16 protein-coding genes are annotated in these 18,496 nt (G+C 69.3%); 8 read left to right on the top strand and 8 right to left on the bottom strand.

The window, feature by feature from the left end; genetic code table 11:
* Positions 1–2 precede the first annotated feature (2 nt).
* On the bottom strand, positions 3–2,003 hold the full coding sequence (locus EXE51_RS15090; protein ID WP_137692967.1) for a PH domain-containing protein: 2,001 nt from the start codon (positions 2,001–2,003) through the stop codon (positions 3–5).
* Positions 2,000–2,464 carry a PH domain-containing protein gene (locus EXE51_RS15085; protein ID WP_049929933.1) on the bottom strand — a complete coding sequence of 155 codons (465 nt, stop codon included), beginning with the start codon at positions 2,462–2,464 and terminating at the stop codon, positions 2,000–2,002. Before EXE51_RS15085 ends, EXE51_RS15090 begins: the two co-directional genes overlap by 4 nt.
* Before the next feature lie 195 nt (positions 2,465–2,659).
* On the opposite strand from EXE51_RS15085, the gene EXE51_RS15080 reads away from it, so the two are divergent.
* Entirely contained in the window at positions 2,660–3,955 is a 1,296-nt protein-coding gene (locus EXE51_RS15080) for a Glu/Leu/Phe/Val dehydrogenase (RefSeq protein ID WP_049929931.1), read from the top strand.
* A 45-nt stretch (positions 3,956–4,000) separates the two neighbouring features.
* Here the strand turns inward: EXE51_RS15080 and EXE51_RS15075 are convergent, their stop codons facing one another.
* Together EXE51_RS15075 and EXE51_RS15070 are read right to left on the bottom strand one after the other, a co-directional pair.
* Positions 4,001–4,735 (bottom strand): YqjF family protein, encoded by a 735-nt coding sequence (locus EXE51_RS15075; RefSeq protein ID WP_137692966.1) that lies wholly within the window; start codon positions 4,733–4,735, stop codon positions 4,001–4,003.
* 67 nt (positions 4,736–4,802) lie between these two features.
* Positions 4,803–5,756, bottom strand: a complete 954-nt coding sequence (locus EXE51_RS15070; RefSeq protein ID WP_049929928.1) for a cation diffusion facilitator family transporter — start codon at positions 5,754–5,756, stop codon at positions 4,803–4,805.
* Positions 5,757–5,929: 173 nt separating this feature from the next.
* On the opposite strand from EXE51_RS15070, the gene EXE51_RS15065 reads away from it, so the two are divergent.
* Positions 5,930–6,631 (top strand): HD domain-containing protein, encoded by a 702-nt coding sequence (locus EXE51_RS15065; RefSeq protein ID WP_137692965.1) that lies wholly within the window; start codon positions 5,930–5,932, stop codon positions 6,629–6,631.
* A gap of 60 nt (positions 6,632–6,691) precedes the next feature.
* Here EXE51_RS15065 and EXE51_RS15060 read toward each other — a convergent pair whose 3' ends face one another.
* Complete coding sequence (locus tag EXE51_RS15060) at positions 6,692–7,405, bottom strand: TetR/AcrR family transcriptional regulator (RefSeq protein ID WP_137692964.1); 714 nt, start codon at positions 7,403–7,405, stop codon at positions 6,692–6,694.
* 166 nt (positions 7,406–7,571) lie between these two features.
* Here EXE51_RS15060 and EXE51_RS15055 point away from each other — a divergent pair, with 166 nt between their 5' ends.
* Entirely contained in the window at positions 7,572–9,278 is a 1,707-nt protein-coding gene (locus tag EXE51_RS15055; RefSeq protein ID WP_049929923.1) for a COG1361 S-layer family protein, read from the top strand.
* A 108-nt stretch (positions 9,279–9,386) separates the two neighbouring features.
* On the top strand, positions 9,387–11,885 hold the full coding sequence (locus tag EXE51_RS15050) for an RND family transporter (RefSeq protein WP_086215966.1): 2,499 nt from the start codon (positions 9,387–9,389) through the stop codon (positions 11,883–11,885).
* A gap of 43 nt (positions 11,886–11,928) precedes the next feature.
* Here EXE51_RS15050 and EXE51_RS15045 read toward each other — a convergent pair whose 3' ends face one another.
* Entirely contained in the window at positions 11,929–12,351 is a 423-nt protein-coding gene (locus tag EXE51_RS15045) for a hypothetical protein (RefSeq protein ID WP_049929919.1), read from the bottom strand.
* Between the two features lie 283 nt (positions 12,352–12,634).
* Between EXE51_RS15045 and coxB the strand changes: the two genes are divergently transcribed.
* Both coxB and EXE51_RS15035 read left to right on the top strand, forming a co-directional pair.
* A complete protein-coding gene (gene coxB, locus EXE51_RS15040) occupies positions 12,635–13,411 on the top strand; it encodes a cytochrome c oxidase subunit II (RefSeq protein WP_049929918.1) in 777 nt (258 codons plus the stop codon).
* Positions 13,408–15,906: a cbb3-type cytochrome c oxidase subunit I gene (locus tag EXE51_RS15035; RefSeq protein WP_049929915.1), complete on the top strand. Its 2,499-nt coding sequence runs from the start codon at positions 13,408–13,410 to the stop codon at positions 15,904–15,906. Before coxB ends, EXE51_RS15035 begins: the two co-directional genes overlap by 4 nt.
* 37 nt (positions 15,907–15,943) lie before the next feature.
* Here EXE51_RS15035 and EXE51_RS15030 read toward each other — a convergent pair whose 3' ends face one another.
* Positions 15,944–16,417 (bottom strand): hypothetical protein, encoded by a 474-nt coding sequence (locus tag EXE51_RS15030; RefSeq protein ID WP_094494959.1) that lies wholly within the window; start codon positions 16,415–16,417, stop codon positions 15,944–15,946.
* A gap of 79 nt (positions 16,418–16,496) precedes the next feature.
* Between EXE51_RS15030 and EXE51_RS17815 the strand changes: the two genes are divergently transcribed.
* Both EXE51_RS17815 and EXE51_RS15025 read left to right on the top strand, forming a co-directional pair.
* Positions 16,497–16,637, top strand: coding sequence for a hypothetical protein (locus tag EXE51_RS17815; protein ID WP_167373062.1), 141 nt, complete (start codon positions 16,497–16,499; stop codon positions 16,635–16,637).
* A 59-nt stretch (positions 16,638–16,696) separates the two neighbouring features.
* Positions 16,697–17,689 carry an NAD-dependent epimerase/dehydratase family protein gene (locus EXE51_RS15025; RefSeq protein WP_137692963.1) on the top strand — a complete coding sequence of 331 codons (993 nt, stop codon included), beginning with the start codon at positions 16,697–16,699 and terminating at the stop codon, positions 17,687–17,689.
* A 52-nt stretch (positions 17,690–17,741) separates the two neighbouring features.
* Here EXE51_RS15025 and EXE51_RS15020 read toward each other — a convergent pair whose 3' ends face one another.
* Positions 17,742–18,491 (bottom strand): GNAT family N-acetyltransferase, encoded by a 750-nt coding sequence (locus EXE51_RS15020; protein ID WP_049929911.1) that lies wholly within the window; start codon positions 18,489–18,491, stop codon positions 17,742–17,744.
* Between the last annotated feature and the right edge of the window lie 5 nt (positions 18,492–18,496).

The following is an 18,496-nucleotide window of genomic DNA, read 5'->3' as shown; positions in this document are numbered from 1 at the left end:
CCTCAGCGGTCGTCTGGAGTCTCGCCCTCCCCGTCGCGGTCGCCGTCCGCGATGTCGCGATCGCCGTCCGCCGCGTCTCCGTCTGCCTCGCGCTCCTCGCCGGATCCCGGCCCGTGCGCCACGTCGGCGTCCGACGGGTTCTGGTCGACCGCGTACTCTCCGGTGTCGATCCGCTCCGCGGGCTCCGAGTAATCGCGATCGCTCGGCGAGAAGTCGGGCCGGACGACGCCGTCCTCGGGGATATCGAGGTCCTCCTCGGACGACGCCTCGCTCGCAACGTCGTCCGCCTCGGCGTCGGCGACCACGTCGTCGTCGGGTTCGTCGCCGGCGTCCCCGCTCCCTACGCCACCCTCGTCGACGCCGCCCCTCTCGTCTCCCGCGGGCTTCTCGCCTCCAGGGGGCTCCTCGTCTTCGGCGGGCTTCCCCTCCTCTGTGCGACTCCCGACGCTTCCGTCCGTCTCGTCGACTCCGTCCTCTCCCCCGTCGTCGCCGTCGAGCCATTCGAAGGAGTCGGCCCCGTCGCTTCGGCGGGCCGCGACGGCGGTCGCGAGGCGCTCGGTGAGGGTCTGCTTCAGCGCCTCGGCCTCGCCGACCTCGAAGTCGACGGCGGCCGCGTCGCTGCCGGTCAGCGAACCGGTGCCCGCCGTGTCGGCGACGATCGTCGCCACGCCCCACCGGCGCTGGAACACGGTCCGGCTGTCGATCACGTTCTGGATCCGGTAGTACGGGACGACGGCGACGGTCCGGCTCCAGAACCCGTTCCGCGTGAGCAGGTGGTCCTCGCCGACCCAGTAGCCGCGGTGTTTCCACTTCAGGTGCGCCGCGGGCGGGACGGCGAGGAGGAGGGCGGCCGCCCCGTACCAGGGGATCGACGGCGACACGTACCAGTTCACGCCGTACGCGATCCCGGTGAGGACGCCGACGATCAGCGTGTACCGGATGACGTACCGCCAGCGGATCCGCTTCGGCGGGCGGTTGAACTCCGGCGTCCCGAACGACTCGACCTCGTGTGCGAGCCGGTAGACGCGGTCGGTGGCGGCGATCGGGACGGCGGACTGGTTGCCCGACTCGCTCCCCTGTCCGGGGGCGTATCCCGCCGTCTCGATAGAGAGGCTCGCGTAGCCGAGCGCGCGCTTGGCGGGGTTGTCGGTGATCCGCAGCGCCTGGATCTTCTCCGTCGGGATCGACCCGCTGTATCGCCGGAACAGCCCGCGTTCGTAGCGCAGTTCGTCGCCGGCCCGCGAGAGCCGGAACCCGTAGTAGTTCGAGAAGGCGACGCCCGCGCCGATGAGCCACGACGCGATGAAGAGGGCCGCGACCCCGACGATCGCGGTCGCGGTCAGCGCGGCGGCCGAGGTCTCCGGCAGGAAGCTCGACAGCACCGGGAACGACCCGGAGCTGAGGAACGCCAGCAGCCCGATCAGGCGCCCGTCGAACGACAGCGCGCCGACCATGGCGAGCTCGCCGGGCGAGATGGCGAACAACACTTCCTCGTCGGGGCCGAACGCGTCGTCTCCACCGGGGTCGACCGCGTCGGCGTCGGTCCCCGACGCCTCGGCGTCGTCGTCTCGGCGGGCGCGTCCGGACTTCCGGCGCTGGACTTCGCGCTGGAGCCGCGTCGCCTCGTCGGGCGTGACGAAGCGGATCGACCCCTCGGTGCTGGAGCCGCCGGCGGTCTCTAAGTCGACCGCGGCGACGCCGATCGCCCGCTGAATCACGCCGCGGCTCACGTCGACGTTCTGGATCCGCCGGTACGGGATCTCCCGCTCGCGTCGCGAGATGACGCCGGAGGAAATGTCGAGCGTGTCCTCGGTGAGGACGTACTCGAACCGGCGGTAGTACGCGACCTCGTAGGCGAACGTGACGAGGAGGATGGCGGCGCCCCCGCCGACCGCCAACGGGAGCCCGAAGCCGCCGCTGTTCACGATCACGAACAGCGCGACGGCGGTCCCGGCCGCCTTCTGGAGCGCGCGGTACGGGACCGACTGCGGCGCCAGCTTCACACCGCGTCCTCCCCGTCGGCGCGGATCGCCAGCCGCTTCAACTCCTCGCGGAGGTCGCTCGCGCCGTCCGGCGTGAGTCCCGGGATCCGCACGTCCGCGCCCCGCGATCCGGCGGTGTACACCACGCAGGAGGCGAGCCCGACCGTCCGTTCGACCGGGCCGCGGCGGGAGTCGACGTGTTGGATCCGCACCAGCGGCACCGTCGTCCGGACCTGCGTGACCACCCCGCGGTCGAGGTAGATCGCGTCCTCGCGGATCTCGTAGCTCCAGCGTCGGTACCGCAACAGCGCGTGGGCGACGGTGAGCGTCAGGACGACCCCCCCGACGGCGACCGGTGCCCACCGCGGGAGGTACTCGAAGTACGCGCCGCCGACGAAGGGAGCGGTGACGAGCGCAGACAGCAGCACCGCGCGGAGGACCCACACGACCTGGACTCGGGGATGGAGCGTCTGTGCCGTCATCGACGGTCCCCCGTCGCGTGTCCGTGTGTCATGTCCGCGGCTTGTTCCCCCCGACGTATAAGTCCGGTCGGACGTGGCCGGAAGGCTTCGACGTGCGAGCGCCGATCCGCGGGCGTCGATTGCCGTGATTGTTATCATCTATCAAAGGAGAAACTTGCCGAAACCAATATCACGAACGATCGAGTCGTGGTCGCCATGGCCGACGATCCGTTCGAGAACATGCTCGCCCAGATGGACCGCGCCGAGGAGTACGCAGACGTGGACCACGGGGTGTTCGAGCGGCTCAAGCACCCGGAACGCACGCTGAAGGTGACGCTCCCGGTGGAGCTGGAGTCCGGGGAGGTCGAGGTGTTCGAGGGGTACCGCTGTCAGTTCGACAGCGCCCGCGGGCCGTTCAAGGGCGGCGTTCGGTTCCACCCGACGGTCACGCAGCGAGAGGTCGAGGCGCTCGCCGGGTGGATGACGTGGAAGACTGCCCTGGTCGACCTCCCGTACGGAGGCGCCAAGGGCGGCGTGATCTGCGAACCGAAAGACCTCACCGAACGCGACCTCGAACGGCTCACCCGGCGGTACACCGAGGGGATCCGTCGGATGATCGGTCCCGAGATCGACGTGCCCGCGCCGGACATGAACACGAACCCGCAGACGATGGCGTGGATGATGGACACCTACTCGATGTACGAGGGGTACTCCGTCCCGCAGGTCGTCACCGGGAAGCCGCTTGAGATCGGCGGAACGCCGGGTCGCGTGGAGGCGACCGGTCGCGGCGTCTCGCTCGTCACGGAGCGGCTCTTCGAGTACCTCGACCGCGACCTGTCGGACGCGACGATCGCGATTCAGGGGTTCGGGAACGTCGGGTCGAACGCGGCCCGACTCCTCGACGAGGGGGGCGCCAACGTGGTCGCCACCTCGGACGTGTCGGGCGCGGCCTACGACCCCGACGGGCTCGACGTGGCCGCGCTCGGCGCGCACGTCGACGCCGGCGGACTGGTCGAGGAGTATGTCGCGGGCGAGATCCGCGGCGGCGCGAGCACCGCCGACTCCCGCTGGGACGACCCCGACCAGATCACCAACGCGGAGCTGCTCACGCTCGACGTCGACGTGCTCATCCCGGCCGCCGTCGAGGGCGTGATCACCGCCGACAACGTCGACGACCTCCGTGCGTCGGCGGTCGTCGAGGCGGCGAACGGCCCGACGACCGTCGCGGCCGACAAGGCGCTCACCGAGCGCGACATCCAGGTCGTGCCGGACATCCTCGCGAACGCGGGCGGCGTCATCGTCTCCTACCTGGAATGGGTCCAGAACGCGCAGGAGTTCTCGTGGCCGCTGGAGACGGTTAACGCCGAGCTTGAGCGGCGCATCGGGAGCGCCTTCGACAAGACCGTCGAACAGTACGACACGAAGGAGCTCCCCGACCTGCGGACCGCCGCCTACACGCTCGCCTTGGAGCGCACCGCGAAGGCCCACGAGTACCGCGGGCTGTTCCCGTAGCCGGCTGGTCGCGGTCGCTTCCGGCCGCGGACGCTCCGCTCGGCGTCAGGCCCGCCTGATCCGGTCGGCGGTGACCGCGATCGGCTCGGCGTAGTGGAGGATCGGGTCGCCGTCGGGGGCCTCGAAGCCGTTCGCCGCGAACAGCGTGTTCGCCCGGATATCCGCCTCGGCCGGCCGCAGCGTCCACGGGTCGTGTTCGATCTCGCCCACGTACAGCCGCCCGCTCTCTCCCGCGGTGTAGAACCGGTAGTTCTCCAGTAAAAACGCCGGCAGCGACCCGATATCCGGGGTGAACGCCTCGCCGGCCGGCGCGTAGGTCGCGTCGAACCGCGCGTGCGGGACGCCCTCGTGGACGCGACGGCTCGCGAAGCGGACGGCGTCGCGCGCGTCCGCGTCGACGCCTCCCTGCCCCCCGCCGCCGCTCGCCGCGGTGCCCCGAACGTCGGTCTCGGCGCGGTAGTACGGGAGCCGGAACAGCCCGCGGGCGACCGCGACGCCGAGACGATCGTCGGCGTCGAGGCTGTGGAAGTAGACGCCGGGACCGTTCGGCCCCTCGACGTAGGTCCGGAGGTTGAGTTCGGGGAACGACAGCCCTCGCGGGACCCCGCGCGGACGGATGTCTTCCATCACGAACGGGACGACGCCGAGGTACGCGTCGCCGTCGTGAGTCGCGACCGAGAGCCCGTCGGGCAGCGCCGCGGCGACGGTCGACGGGTCGACGGGCCAGTGTGCGAACAGTCCGTCCCGCCACGTCATCTCCAGCCAGCGGCGACCGAGCATACCGATCTGTACGTGACGGGGGGGCAAAACCCGCACGACACCGGCGGTTTCGGACCCCCGCCGACGGTCACTCTCGCGGGCCGGCGTCGTCCCCGCGATCGGCCGCGGAGTCGGGCGCCTCCGGCGCGTCCTTCCACTCGCCGAGGCCGGACGGATCGAGGTGGACGTGGACGTCGCCGACGTCCTCCAGTCCGCGCAGGGTCGTGACGAGCTCCGTCTCCACGCTGTGGGCCTCTCGGAGCGTCATCTCCCCGTCGACCTCGACGTGGACCTCGACCTCCAGGTCGGTTCCGTCGTAGAACACGGTCAGGTCGTGGACGCCCTCGACGGCGGGGTTGTCGCGGAGGGCGGCGACCACGCGCTCGCGGTCGCCCGGCGGCGGCGCGCCCCCGACGAGGTACGTGACGTTCTCGCGGCCGATCTCGATCCCCTGGTAGACGACGAGGAGGCTGACGAGCGCGCCGGCGACGGGATCGAGAACGGGCACGTTCAGGAACACGCCGAACACGCCGACCAGGGCGGCGATTGTGGTGTAGATGTCGTTGAGACAGTCGACCGCGAGGGCGGCGAGCGCCGTCGAGCCCAGGTCGGCGTTCACCAGTTCCGTGTACCGATACAGCAGGTACATGTCCGCCATCGCGAACAGCAGCGCCCCGACGAGGAGGAGGCTCGCCCGCACCTCCACCGGGCCGACGAACCCGAGCACAGACTCGCGCAACAGGAGCAGCCCGAGGACCGCCACCGTCGCGCCGACGAACAGCGCCGTCAGTGGCTCGATCCGCTGGTGGCCGTGCGGGTGCGTCTCGTCCGCGCTCTCGTACCGCGATCCCCCCCAGACGAACACGACCGCGCTGGCGACGAGGTCGGCGACGGAGTGCGCGGCGTCGGCCAGCAGCGCCACGCTGTTGAACGCGAGCCCCGTCGCGCCCACGACGGCTATCTTCGCCGCGTTGCCCGCGACGTTCACCGCCGCGGCCCGCTGGAACCGAGCGCGGTCGTCGTTCCCGAAGGGACTCAACATAGCAGTCGGTGCGCCCGCGACCCTGTTAAGCGTCTCGCGTCGCGTCAACGCTCGCCGCATCGCCGGAAGGCGGCCGCTAGCGACGGCCGTCTCGCGCCCGAAGACTCCGTCGTAACGCCTAAGACCGAAACGCTCCTCGCCTACGGTAATGAATCACGATCTTTTCGCCCGAGGTGGTCCCGGTGGGCGTCGAAATTAAGGAAACGGAGGTGAGCGACGAGGATTTCGAGGAGATGAAAAGCTTCGTCCGCGACTACCTCGCGGCCAGCGTCGAAAGCGAGGACGACGGCGGGCGCATGCGCTGGTACCCCTGGCACTCGGCGTCGTACCGGTTCAACCACATCCTCAACGTCGTCGACCTCGCGACAGAGATCGCCGAGGCGGAGGGCGCCGACGTGGACGTGGTCCGCGTCGCGGCCGTCTTTCACGACGTCGCCAAGCTGGAGGCGGAGCAGGACGTCCACGCGGAGGCCGGCGCGCGCGTCACCCGCGAGTACCTCCAGAGCCGCGGCAACTACCCCGAGTCGTTCATCGAGGAGGTGTGCGGGGCGGTCGTCGACCACTCGTACACTGGCGACCTCGACGACGTGCCCCTCGAGAGCCGGTGTCTGATCGAGGCCGACGTGCTCGACAAGGTCGGCGCCAACGGCGCGGTCCTCATGCTGTTGCGCATGGGGTACGAGTCGCGCACGCACATGGACTCCGCGAAGATGGTCGACCGGGTGCTCCAGCGAGCGCACGACCATACCGACCGCGTCGTCTCCGACACCGCCGAGAGCATCGCCCACCAGCGGATCAAACGCGTGAAGTGGCTCCGCGAGTGGCTCGAAGAGGAGGTCTCCAGGATGGACGCCGACGGCGTCACCGACCGCTGAACCGGTCCCCTTCCTCCCAGCAGCCGCCGGAAACGAGGCCAGTCGCCGCCGAGAGCGAACTCAGTCCGCTTCGTCCGTCTCCACCAGCGGCAGGACCCGTTCGAGGTACCCGTCGATCCCGGCACGGGAGTCGTCGACCCAAGCTCCTCCGTTGGTCGTCGTCCAGCGGAACATCCCCCCGGTCGCGAACGTCTGGAGGGTCGCGACGACCTCCTCAACAGGTACCGATGGTGGGCTGGCTCCCGCTGCGTGCCCCTCGGGCGCCTCCGTCTCGGCCGCGGCCTCGCGGACGAGCCGCTCTAGGTACTCGCCGAAGACCCGGTCGCTGCGGTCGAAGTGCTCGCGGTACGCCTCGTCGTTCGCGGCCTGCGCGCGGAGCTCCGTCATCACCGTGACGAACTGCGCGTCCGGTGCGTAGGCGCCGTCGAGGGACGCGGGATCGACCGCTGCCGTGAGGTAGATGTCGAGCTCGTCCCGGGCCGAGCGCTCCGGAGCCGACTCGTCGACCGGCTGCGAGTCGCCGCCGCTGACGGGCGGGGGGTCGCCGCTGTCGGAAATCGAGGCCTCGAACTCGTCGAGCAGGAACCCCATGAGGTCGACGAGCAGGTCGTCTTTGCCGTCGTAGTGGTGGTACACCAGCGACGGGCTCTTGTCGAACTCGTCGCCGATCCGCTGGATCGTGACGCTCGCGTACCCGTGCTTCCGGAGCGCGCGGAACGCCGCGCCGAGGATCGCTTCCCGCGTGTTCGTCGGCTCCGCGAACGGTCCGTCCATGTTCTGGATACTGGCGCCGACTATATATCGGCCCTGATTGAACGTTCATTCAACACGCTTATGTCGATGGCGACTGACAGGAACCTATGACTCGTCACGCTCCGCCGCGGTACGACCGGTCGCCGTTCGCGACCAAACGCACCCCAAGCGACGGCGGAGGTGACCGATGAGCCGGCCGACGCGGCTCGCGACGGCCGCGCTCGCCGTCGTCGCGGCGAGCGCACTGCTCGTCGGCGTCTCGCTCGCCGGCGCCGCGGCGCCGAGCGCGGGCGCGCCGTCCGGCGGCGACGTCGCCGCGTTGTCGGGAGTCGACGGTCCGACCGCCGACGGCACCGTCGCGCAGACGGAGTCGAATCCGACCCCCAGGCAGGTCCGCGGGTCGCCCGTGCTGGAACTGTTCGCCACCCAGCGGACGGTTCCGAGCGGCGCCGAGTCGACCCTCACGATCGACATCGTCAACACCGGCGAGATGTCGATCGGCAACCAGCTTGACTCCCGCGTCACCACCGCTCGCGGGCTCACCCTCGAGATCGACGACGGCGGCGTGCCGATCGACGTGGAGGACGGCAAGATCCCGGTCGGAGACGTTCGGACCGCCGCGAGCCCGGTCTCCGTGCCGCTCGACGTGACGGTGCCCGACGACGTGCCCGACGGCCGGTACGAGGTCGAGGCGACGGCCCGCTACCGGTACACCTTCGAGATCATCCCCGAGTTCAACGACCACAAGGACCGCCGCGGGATCGAGGACTTCGACCTGACCATCGTCGTCGACGACGGCGCCCGCTTCGCGGTCATCGAGACCGACACCGACGCGCAGGTCGGCGGCAGCGGCGACGTGGCCGTCACGCTGTCGAACGTCGGCGACGAGACCGCGCGCGACGCGGTCGTCTCCGGCACCACGACCGCGCCCGGCGTCACCCTCGGGCAGGGCGGCGGGCAGGCGTTCGTCGGCGACTGGGCGCCCGGCGAGAACCGGACGGTGACGTTCGACTCCTCCGTGGCGGAGTCGTTCCCCGGCGGCGCCTACGCGCTCTCCTCGACCGTCGACTACCGCGACCCGAACGGAATCGACGCGACCGCGGCGGCCGCCCGCGCCGGCGTCGTTCCGATCCGCGAGCAGTCGTTCGCGCTGCGCAACGTCTCCGGCACGCTCGAAGTCGGGTACTCCGGCACGGTCTCCGGCACGATCACGAACGAGGGCCCGCTCGACGTCGAGAACGCCGTCCTCGTCGCGGACTCCGGGAGTAACCGCGTGAGCCTCGGCGAGAGCCGGTACGCGCTCCCGACGATCCCGGCCGGCGAGTCGGCGACCTTCACCTTCGACGCCGACGTGAGCGGGAGCGCCGACCCCGGCCCCCGACAGTTCCGGTTCACCACCGAGTACGACAGCGGCGACGCGACGCTCTCGGTCGAGAAGACCCGCCGCGTCGAGGTGGCGCCCCGGCAGCCCGAGTTCGAACTGGCCGTCGAGAACGCCACCGTCACGGCGGGCGAGACCCGGCGAATCAACGCCACGATCACGAACCGGCGGCCGGAGACGCTCTCCTCGATCAACGCCGGACTCTACGCCGACAGCCCGCTGACGGCGGTCAACGACGAGGCGTTCGTCGACGAGCTCGAACCCGGCGAGTCCGCTGAGATCTGGTTCGAGGTGTCCGCCGCTTCGGGGGCGAGCGTCGAGGACCACCCGATCGAGCTCGACTTCCGGTACGAGGACGAGCGGGGCAACGACCGCATCTCCGACATCACGCAGGTCCCGGTCACGGTGACCGCCGCCGTCGACGACGGCGGGCGCCCCGTCGGCCTGATCGCCGTCGCCGCCCTGCTCGTCGTCGCCGCGGCCGGCGGCGCCGTCTGGTACCGACGGCGGTGATCCGATGAGGGGACACGCCACCGTTCGCGCGACGGAGCGCCACCGCCTTCGCTCCCCGTCGGCCAGCCTTCCGTCGCCGACGAGTGAACGTCGGACAGCGGGGCGACCGTGACCGCCGTCGACCGGCTGATCGAGGAGATCGACCGCGTCGTCACGGAGCGGCCGCTGGCGGTCATCGCGGTCTTCATCCTCGTGACCGCCGCGTTCGCGGGCGGTCTGACCGGCATCGAGACGAACGCCGGCACGGACCAGTTCACGCAGGACATCCCCGCACAGCGGGCGCTCGACGACATCGACGAGGAGTTCGAGACGTCGATCGGCGGCTCCGCCACCTCCGCGCAGGTGATCGTCTCCGACGACAACGTCCTCTCTCGCGACGCGCTGCTACGAACCTTGGAGACCCAACACCGGCTGGAGTCGCGGTCGACGCTCCGGGTCGCGTCGACGTCGAGCCACGCCGACGCGGTCGCCCGACAGCTGGACTCGACCGCCGCGAGCGCGGCCGAGCGACGCGACGCCGTGGCCGAGGCGACGCCCGCCGAACTGCGGGCCGCCATCGCCGACGCCGACGCGACGGGCGCGATCGCGGCGCAGGTGTCCGTCGACTACAACCCCACCGCGCAGGCGGCCGACACCGCGATCGTGGGGATCACGTACGACCTTCCGGCGTCGGCGACGACGGCGCGGGTGACGGAGCTCCAGACCCGCAGCGTCGACGTCGTCGACTCCGTCCCGGGCAACGTCGCCGGCGAGAACGCGATCCTCTTCGGCGACGGCGTCCTCCAGTCCGAGATAACCGCGCTGTTGACCGACACCGCGATCATCGTCTTCCCGGCGGCGCTCATCCTGATCGTCGGATTCCTGATCTTCTCGTACCGCGACCCGTTCGACATGGCGATCGGGCTGTCAGCACTGCTCATGTCGCTCCTGTGGACGTTCGGGTTCATGGGGTACGCCGGGATCCCCTTCTCCAACTCGCTCGTGACGGTGTTTCCGCTCCTGCTCGCGGTCGGGATCGACTTCGGCATCCACATCGTCAACCGCTACCGCGAGGAGCGGGCGACCGGGGCCGGGATCGAGCGGTCGATGCGGACCACGACCGACCAGCTGCTCATCGCCTTCCTGCTGGTGACGATCACCACCGTGTTCGGGCTCGTCTCCAACGTCGCGAGCCCGTTCGACCCCAACCGCGACTTCGGGATCGTCGCGGCCGCCGGGATCACGTTCACGCTGATCATCTTCGGCGTCTTCCTCCCGGCCGCGAAGGTGTTCTCTGACCGGTGGCGCGAGGGGCTCCCGATCCCGGAGTTCGGCACGAGCGCGCTCGGCACCGGCGGCTCGCGGATCGCGCGCGTCCTCCGCGTCGGCGTCGACCTCTCGCGGATCGCTCCGGTCGCGGTCGTCGTGCTCCTCCTCCTCGGCGGCGCCGCCGGCGGCGCCTACGGCTCCGGCGTGGACACGGAGTTCTCGCAGGAGGCCTTCTTCCCGGATCAAGACCGGTTGGAGACGTACGCGGAGCTGCCAGAGCCGTTCGCGCCGACCGACTACACGTTCCTCGACGTGCTGACGCTGTTCGAGGAGGAGTTCGAACAGGACTTCGTGGGGTCGGTGACGCTGTACATCGACCAGTCGGTGAGAGACGACGACGCCCTGGAACTGATCGACCGGACCGCGCGGAACCCGCCGGAGACCTTCGCGACGACCGACGAGCGCCGCGCGCAGGCGACGAGCGTCGTCACCGTGATCGACGACCGCGCGTCGCGTGACCCCGAGTTCGCGGCGTTGGTAGAGCGCAACGACCGCCTCGGGAACGGCGTGCCCGACCGCAACGTCGACGAGGTGTACGACGCGCTCTTGGACTCCTCCGCGGAGAGCCGCGCCCGAGGATACGTGGCGGCCGACCGCGGCAGCGCGCGCGTCGACTTCACGATCAAACCTGGCGTCGACGACTCCGAGGCGGTCGCCGACGTGCGCGACCTCGCCGAGCGCACGCCGCTCGAAGCGGTGCCGACCGGCTCCCTCGTGGTCAACGAGGCCGTGATCGACCTGCTGACCGAGTCGGCGATCCGGAGCCTGTTCGCCGCCTTCGGGCTCACGGCGCTGTTCTTGGCGCTGTCGTACGCGTACTTGGAGGGGAAGGCCGTCTACGGCTTCCTGAACCTCGTTCCCGTCCTCGTCACCGTCGGGCTGCTCATCGGGTCGATGCGGCTGTTCGACATCCCGCTGACGCCGATCAACGCCCCCATCCTCTCGGTGTCGATCGGGCTCGGGGTGGACTACACCGTCCACTTCGTCCACCGGTTCGTCGACGAGTATCAAGAGGGGCTCCCGATCGACGAGGCGCTCGACGTCACCATCGCCGGGACCGGCGGCGCGCTCACAGGCAGCATGCTCACCACGGTCTCCGGGCTTGGCGTCCTGTGGCTCGCGGTGATCCCCCTGCTTCGCGACTTCGGCGTCCTGCTCGCGCTGGGCGTGTTCTACGCCTACCTCTGTTCGATCCTGCTCGTGCCGTCCCTCGTCGTCGTGTGGGACCGGTACGGCTCGCGCGTCGGGCTCGGGCTCGACGACGGGCTCCGCGGTTCCGGCGCCGAGAGCGGGCGCTGACGGTCGAAGGGTTTCGCCGGGGAGAGAACGCGTTTCCCGTCGATCAGCCGACGACGCCGACGAGAAGCTGGACCGTGACGAGGACGAGGAACGCGGCGCCGGTCGCGAGGGTGCCGGCGGCGACGCCGTGCGCGTTTCCGAGTCCGCGGCTCCGCGTCGCGAAGTACGCGCCGAGGAAGACGAAGCCAACGAGGAGCAGCCCGACGATCAGGTACGCGACGTTCACTAGGGTGCCGGCGAGCCCCTCCGGGATACCGAAGCTCCCGACGCCGAGGATGATGCTGCCGCCGAAGAGGACGGTGACGCCCACGAACGAGATCGCCCACACGACTGGCGTCCGGGCGATGTCGCCGAGCGTCTCGACGATCGCCTCGTAGCTACCGCCGCCGCCGTCGCGACCGGGCGCCGCTCGCTTCGCGCCGATCTCGGCGACCGCGACGAAGGTGGCGACGACGAGGAGGCCCATCAGCCCCGTACTCAAGAGGGTTAGTGATGTCATGGATATCCGTTGTTAGGGCCTCCGTTCGCGCGTACAAATACCCTTCGACGCGCGAGTTCCCGGCGTTCCGACACGTGCGCCCGTGCCGTTCGCTGCGCGTCCCGCTCGACCGTCGCCGGGTTCGTCGGCGGAGCGGCTCCGGCTCCGCTCGGGTGCCTGAATCGCTGCCTCTCTCGTCCGATCGCCCGGCCCGCTACACAAGAGATAAGTGTACCATCGCCAAGGGAGGTACAAGGGCAGACAGACGAACATGATAGATCCAGTTATCCTACAACAGGGGAGTGACTGGCGCGCACAGGCGGAGGTCTTCGACGAGATCTTCTTCGTCTTCCTCGCGCTCGGCACCCTCGTCGGCACCATCGTCGTGGCGTACACGCTGTGGAACGTGTACAAGTACCGCGACGACGGGAACCGGTCGGACGAAGAGTTCGACGCGCCGGTCGTCGGCGAGCTCCCCACGGGACAGGGCGGTCCGAAAGCGAAGAAGCTCTTCCTCTCGTTCGGGTTGAGCGCGATCGTCGTCATCAGCCTCGTCGTGTACGCGTACGGGCTGCTCCTCTACGTCGAGGACGGACCGGACACCGGCGACGAGGGCGACATCGAGATCATGGTCGAAGGCTACCAGTACGGGTGGGCGTACGAGTACCCGAACGGACACACGGAACGGGGTGAGCTGATCGTGCCGGCCGACCAGCGGATCGACCTCAACATCACGTCGAGGGACGTGTGGCACAACTTCGGCTCGTCGGACTTACGGATAAAGTCCGACGCGATCCCCGGAGATCACAGCGAGACGTGGTTCGCGGTGAGCTCCGAGGACGTCGAGGCGCAAGGCGGGGAGGCGACCTACCGCGTCGAGTGCTTCGAACTGTGCGGCCCGGGTCACTCGCAGATGAAGAGCCAGATCACGGTCCTCCCGCAAGACGAGTGGGAGGAGTGGTACGCGGGAACCGGCAACAGCTCCGCGAGCGCCAACGTTCAGGCGCCCGGAGCCGGCGTCACCGCGCCTAGCGGGGTGAGCGCATGAGCGGACTCCCGCCGACGACCTCCGTCAAGCGGTGGCTCGTCACGACCAACCACAAGGACATCGGGATCCTGTACACGATCACCGCGCTGTTCTTCCTGCTGTTCGGCGGCGTGATGGCGCTGCTCATCCGCCTCCAGCTGTGGGACCCGACGAGCCAGATCCTCTCCGGACTGGCGTACAACGAGGCCGTCACCGCGCACGGGCTGATAATGGTGTTCTGGTTCCTCTCGCCGTTCGCGTTCGGGTTTGCGAACTACTTCGTGCCGCTTCAGATCGGGGCGGACGACCTCGCGTTCCCGCGGCTGAACGCCGTCTCGTACTGGCTGTACCTGTTCTCGGGCGTCCTGCTCGCGGTCAGCTTCTTCCAGGGCGGGACCCTCTCTGCGGGGTGGACGATATACGCCCCGCTCAACGTGCCGATGTACACCCCGAGCATCGGGTCGACCGGCGCGGTCCTCGCGCTCGCGATGTTCGTCACCGGCACGACGACGTCGACGGTGAACTTCCTCACCTCCATCCACCACTCCCGCGCCGAGGGGATGGGGATCATGGACATGCCGATGTTCACCTGGTCGATGCTCGCGACCGTGTGGATGATGCTGTTCGCGTTCGCCGCGCTGCTCGCGGTCGGGCTCATCCTCGCGGCCGACCGCGTCCTCGGCAGCGTCTACTTCTCGGCGACCGAAGGCGGGTCCCTCCTGTGGGGCCACCTGTTCTGGTTCTTCGGTCACCCCGAGGTGTACATCGTCTTCTTCCCGGCGCTGGGCGTCATGCTGGAGCTGTTCCAGACGTTCTCCGGGCGTCGCCTGGTCGGCCGGAAGTGGGTGATCATCTCCATCTGTCTGATCTCCGTCCAGTCGTTCCTCGTGTGGATGCACCACATGTTCCTGACGACGATCAACCTGGAGATCAAGACGCTGATGATGGCGACGACCATCGGCATCTCCTTGCCGTTCGACCTGGTCGTCTTCGCGCTGATCTACACGCTGATCAAGGGGCGGATCCAGTTCACGACGCCGTTCCTGTTCGCGTTCGGGGCGCTGCTACTGTTCATCCTCGGCGGGATCACCGGCGTCTTCCTCGGCGCCATCGTGCTCGACTACGAGTTCCGCGGCACCTACTGGGTGGTCGCGCACTTCCACTACGTGATGTTCGGCGGCGCGACGGCGCTGTTCGGCGGGGCCTATTACTGGTTCCCGAAGATAACGGGGAAGATGTACGACGAGTTCCTCGGGAAGCTCCACTTCGTGATCTTCTTCATCGGCTTCAACGCCGTCTACTTCTCGATGTTCCTCGGCTGGGAGACCCCCCGCCGGGTGTTCGAGTACAACCCCGAGTTCCAGATCTACCACCAGTTCGGGACGATCGGTGCCTTCGTGCTCGGGTTCTCGTTCTTCATCATGTTCTACAACTTCGCGAAGTCCTACGTCTCCGGCGAGCCCGCGGGCGATAACCCGTGGGACTACTCGCGGACGGCGGAGTGGGCGGTCTCCTCGCCCCCGCCGCTGGAGAACTGGCCGAACCGGCCGTCGTACGCCTCCGGGAAACTGGAGTTCGTGAAAGACTACGTGCCGGACGGCGGCCCCGCGATGAAGACCGACGACAACGGCGACGTCGCCACCGACGGCGGCGACAGTCACTCGGCGCACATCTCGGAGTACCCCTACTGGGACAAACACCCGAGTCACGCGAGCATCTGGCCGTTCGCCCTCGCGCTCGCGCTCGGCGTCACGCTGTTCGGCTTCTCCGGCTTCGCCGAAGCGGTCACCGTGGAGCTGGGTGAGACGGCGCTGCAGAGCAACGTCGTCATCTCCAACGCGATGTATCCGATCGCCATCGTGGCCGGCCTCGTCGGGCTCCTCTACACCGGCGTGAAGTGGGGACTCGAAGACTTCTACGCCCCGCCGACCGAGTTCGCCGAGCGCTGGCCGTTCAACGGCGTCGAGAAGGTGAAGCTGGGGATGTGGTTCTTCTTGGCCTCCGACGTGATCGTCTTCGGCGCGTTCCTCTCGGCGGCCATCTTCGTCCGCTACAACGCGGGCTGGATGACTTGGTCGCCGCTGACCGAGTCGCTGCCGGGGCTCATCAACACCTTCGTGCTGATCACCTCCTCGTTCACGGTGATCCTCGCGCTGGTCGCGGCCCGCCGCGAGAGCCGGCAGGGGCTGCTGGCGACGCTCGGGACGACCATCCTGCTCGGGTTCACGTTTATGGCCATCAAGCTGTGGGAGTGGAACCACGAGATATTCGACCGCGGCGTGACGATCTCGGCGAACGCCCACGGCGACCCGATTCAGGCGTCGATCTACTACGTCACGACCGGACTCCACGGGATCCACGTGCTGCTCGGCTTAGTGATCGCCATCTTCCTGTTCGTCAGGGCCTACCAGGGTCACTACCTCGACGACGAGCGGCCGATCGAGTACTTCGGCCTCTACTGGCACTTCGTGGACATCGTCTGGGTGTTCATCTTCCCGCTGTTCTACCTCTTCTGAGGTCGGTCGCGGTCCGGTCTTTTTCCCTTTCGTCCACTCACGTAGCGTCGTCGCCGAGCGGCTCGGCGCACCACTGACAGAAGTCGACGGTCGGGTCGGTCTCCTTGCCACACTCCGGACAGCGCACGGTCTCGTCGCTCGTCGTCTCCGTTGACGGCGCGGCCGGGCCGTCGACCGTTCCGCCGGCGGTCGGCTCCGCGGCGTCGGCTGAGCGGGCCGCGTCGCGTTCCCGCTCGTGTTCGCGGTTGTTGCGGAGCGCCACGACGTACGCGTCGATGACGCTCGCGCCGACGACCGCGGCGGCGGGGGCCACGTCCCGAACCGGCGGGGGCTCGCCGGCGAGCACGCCAGAGATCGCCGCCTCGGGGACGAACACGAAGACCGCGGCGGTGACCGCGACGTACCAGCCGAACGCGCGGGCCCACCGGCGGAGGTATGCGTGGCCGAGCCCGGAGACGACGAGCGCGAGCAGGGCGGCGAGCCAGGGTCGCCGACGCGTGTGGTCTGTCATGAGCGCCCGTACGGGTTCCCGCCCCGAGAACCTACCCCTCTCTCGGAGCGTTTATGTGGCGGACGCGCCGAACCCGGGTATGTTCGGCGTTCCGCTCGGTGAGTTCCTCTCGGGGGTCGCGTTCGCGGTGTTCGGCGTCGGCACTTGGGGGATCGGCCTCGGCGTCGCGTACCTCCTGTATCGCCGGTGGCGCGGCGACGGGCCCCGCGGCGACGACTGAGCCGGCCCGTCGCCTTCCGGTTCGGCCACGTTTTTTACCTCGCTCATCGGATCTCGGGTATGACAGACACGGCGCTCGTCGTCGGCGGCACGCGGTTCATCGGGCGACACACCGTCGAGGAACTGCTGGCACACGACTACGAGGTCGCGATATTCAACCGCGGGAACCACGAGAACCCATTCGCGGACGACGACCGCGTGACTCACGTCGAGGGGGATCGGAAAGACGAGACCGCGCTGCGCGCCGCGAAGCTGTCGGTCGAACCGGACGTCGTGATAGACTGCGTCGCCTATCAGCCGGCCGACGTGGAGGCCGCGACCGAGATCTTCGCCGACGTCGACGGCTACGTGTACATCTCGTCGGGATCCAGTTACGCGGCCGAGGAGATCCCCAAGCGGGAGGGCGAGACGCCGCTGGAGCCGTGTACCGACGCGCAGGCCACCGACGACGCCCACGAGACGTACGGCAATCGGAAGGCCGAGGGCGACCGCGCGGTGTTCGCGGCCGCCGAGGACGGCGTGTCCGCGACGGCGGTTCGCCCGTGTATCGTCTACGGGCCGCACGACTACACGGAGCGGCTCGACTACTGGATCGACCGCGTGCTCTCGCACGACCGCGTGGTCGTCCCCGGCGACGGACAGAACCTTTGGCACCGGGCGTACGTCGAGGACGTGGCGAGCGCGCTGCGGATCGTCGCCGAGCGCGGCGAGCCGGGCGCGGCGTACAACGTCGGCGACCGACGCGCGCTCACCCTACGAGAGACGTTAGAGGCGATCGCCGACGCCGCCGGCGTCGACTGTGAGGTCGTCCCGGCGAGCGACGACGCGCTCGCGGCCGGCGGGCTCGACGCCGACGACTTCGTCCTCTACCGCGAGTACCCGCACCTGCTCGACACCTGCGCGCTCGCCGACCTCGGCTGGGAGTCGACGCCGGTCGACGAAGCGATGGCACGGACCGTGGAGGAGCACCGCGAATCTGACCGCGACGGGAGCGAGTGGGACCCCGGCCGCGAGGCCGAGGAGCGGGTCATCGGCGTGAAACAGACGCTCTGAGAGAGTGGTCTCGGCGTAGCGCGGAGCGACGTTCTCCGCGGGCCGGAGCGTGTCAGTACGCGGCGTCCCACCGCGTCGGCTTCCGGCGGTTGCCGCAGTTGCGACACTCCATCCGGTCCATCGTGTCGATCGCGACGTCCGTTCCCTCGCAGTTGCCGCAGAGGTAGCCGTACCGGCGCTCGTGGTCCGCGTCGACGTAGGCGACGTAGAACGGCGCCAGCGACCCGCGCTCGCTCTCGTCGAAGGCGACGTGGACCCGGTCTCCGTCGTCCGTCTCGTAGATTGCCTCAGAGATGCCGGTGAGGCGACCGATCTGCTTCCGGTACTCCCGTTCCGCGAACGGCTCGCCGCCGATGTCGACGTCGCGCTCGCCGGCGAGCTCGTACCCCTCTCGCTGGTAGAACGCCGTGCCGGCCTCGTTGTCGGCGAGGACGCGCGCCTCGATCCGGTCCACGTCGGCATCCCGGAGCGCGGACTCGACCCGTTCGAGGAGCGCGGAGCCGATGCCGGACTCCCTGTGGTCGGGGTGGACGTGGAGCCAGTCGATCTCGCCGACCCGCTCGCGGCGGCCGACGACGTAGCTCTCCGCGAACCCGACCACGTCGCCGTCGACGGCGGCGACCGGGAACACCGCGTCGTCGTCGTCGATGTCGTCCCCGAGGTCGTCGGCGTCGTACCACTCCTCGACGGCCTCGTCCAGCAGCTGTTCGCCGACGGCGTGTCCGTACGACGCCACGAGCGACTCGCGGGCGACCGACCGGACCGCGTCGACGTCTTCGACCGTTGCGGCGCGTAGGTCCATGCGGA

This window comes from Halorubrum sp. CGM5_25_10-8B, from assembly GCF_005435095.1.
GTDB classification, from domain to species: domain Archaea; phylum Halobacteriota; class Halobacteria; order Halobacteriales; family Haloferacaceae; genus Halorubrum; species Halorubrum ezzemoulense.
Note: the sequence above shows the minus strand (reverse complement) of the source record. Positions and strands in the feature narration are given on the sequence as shown.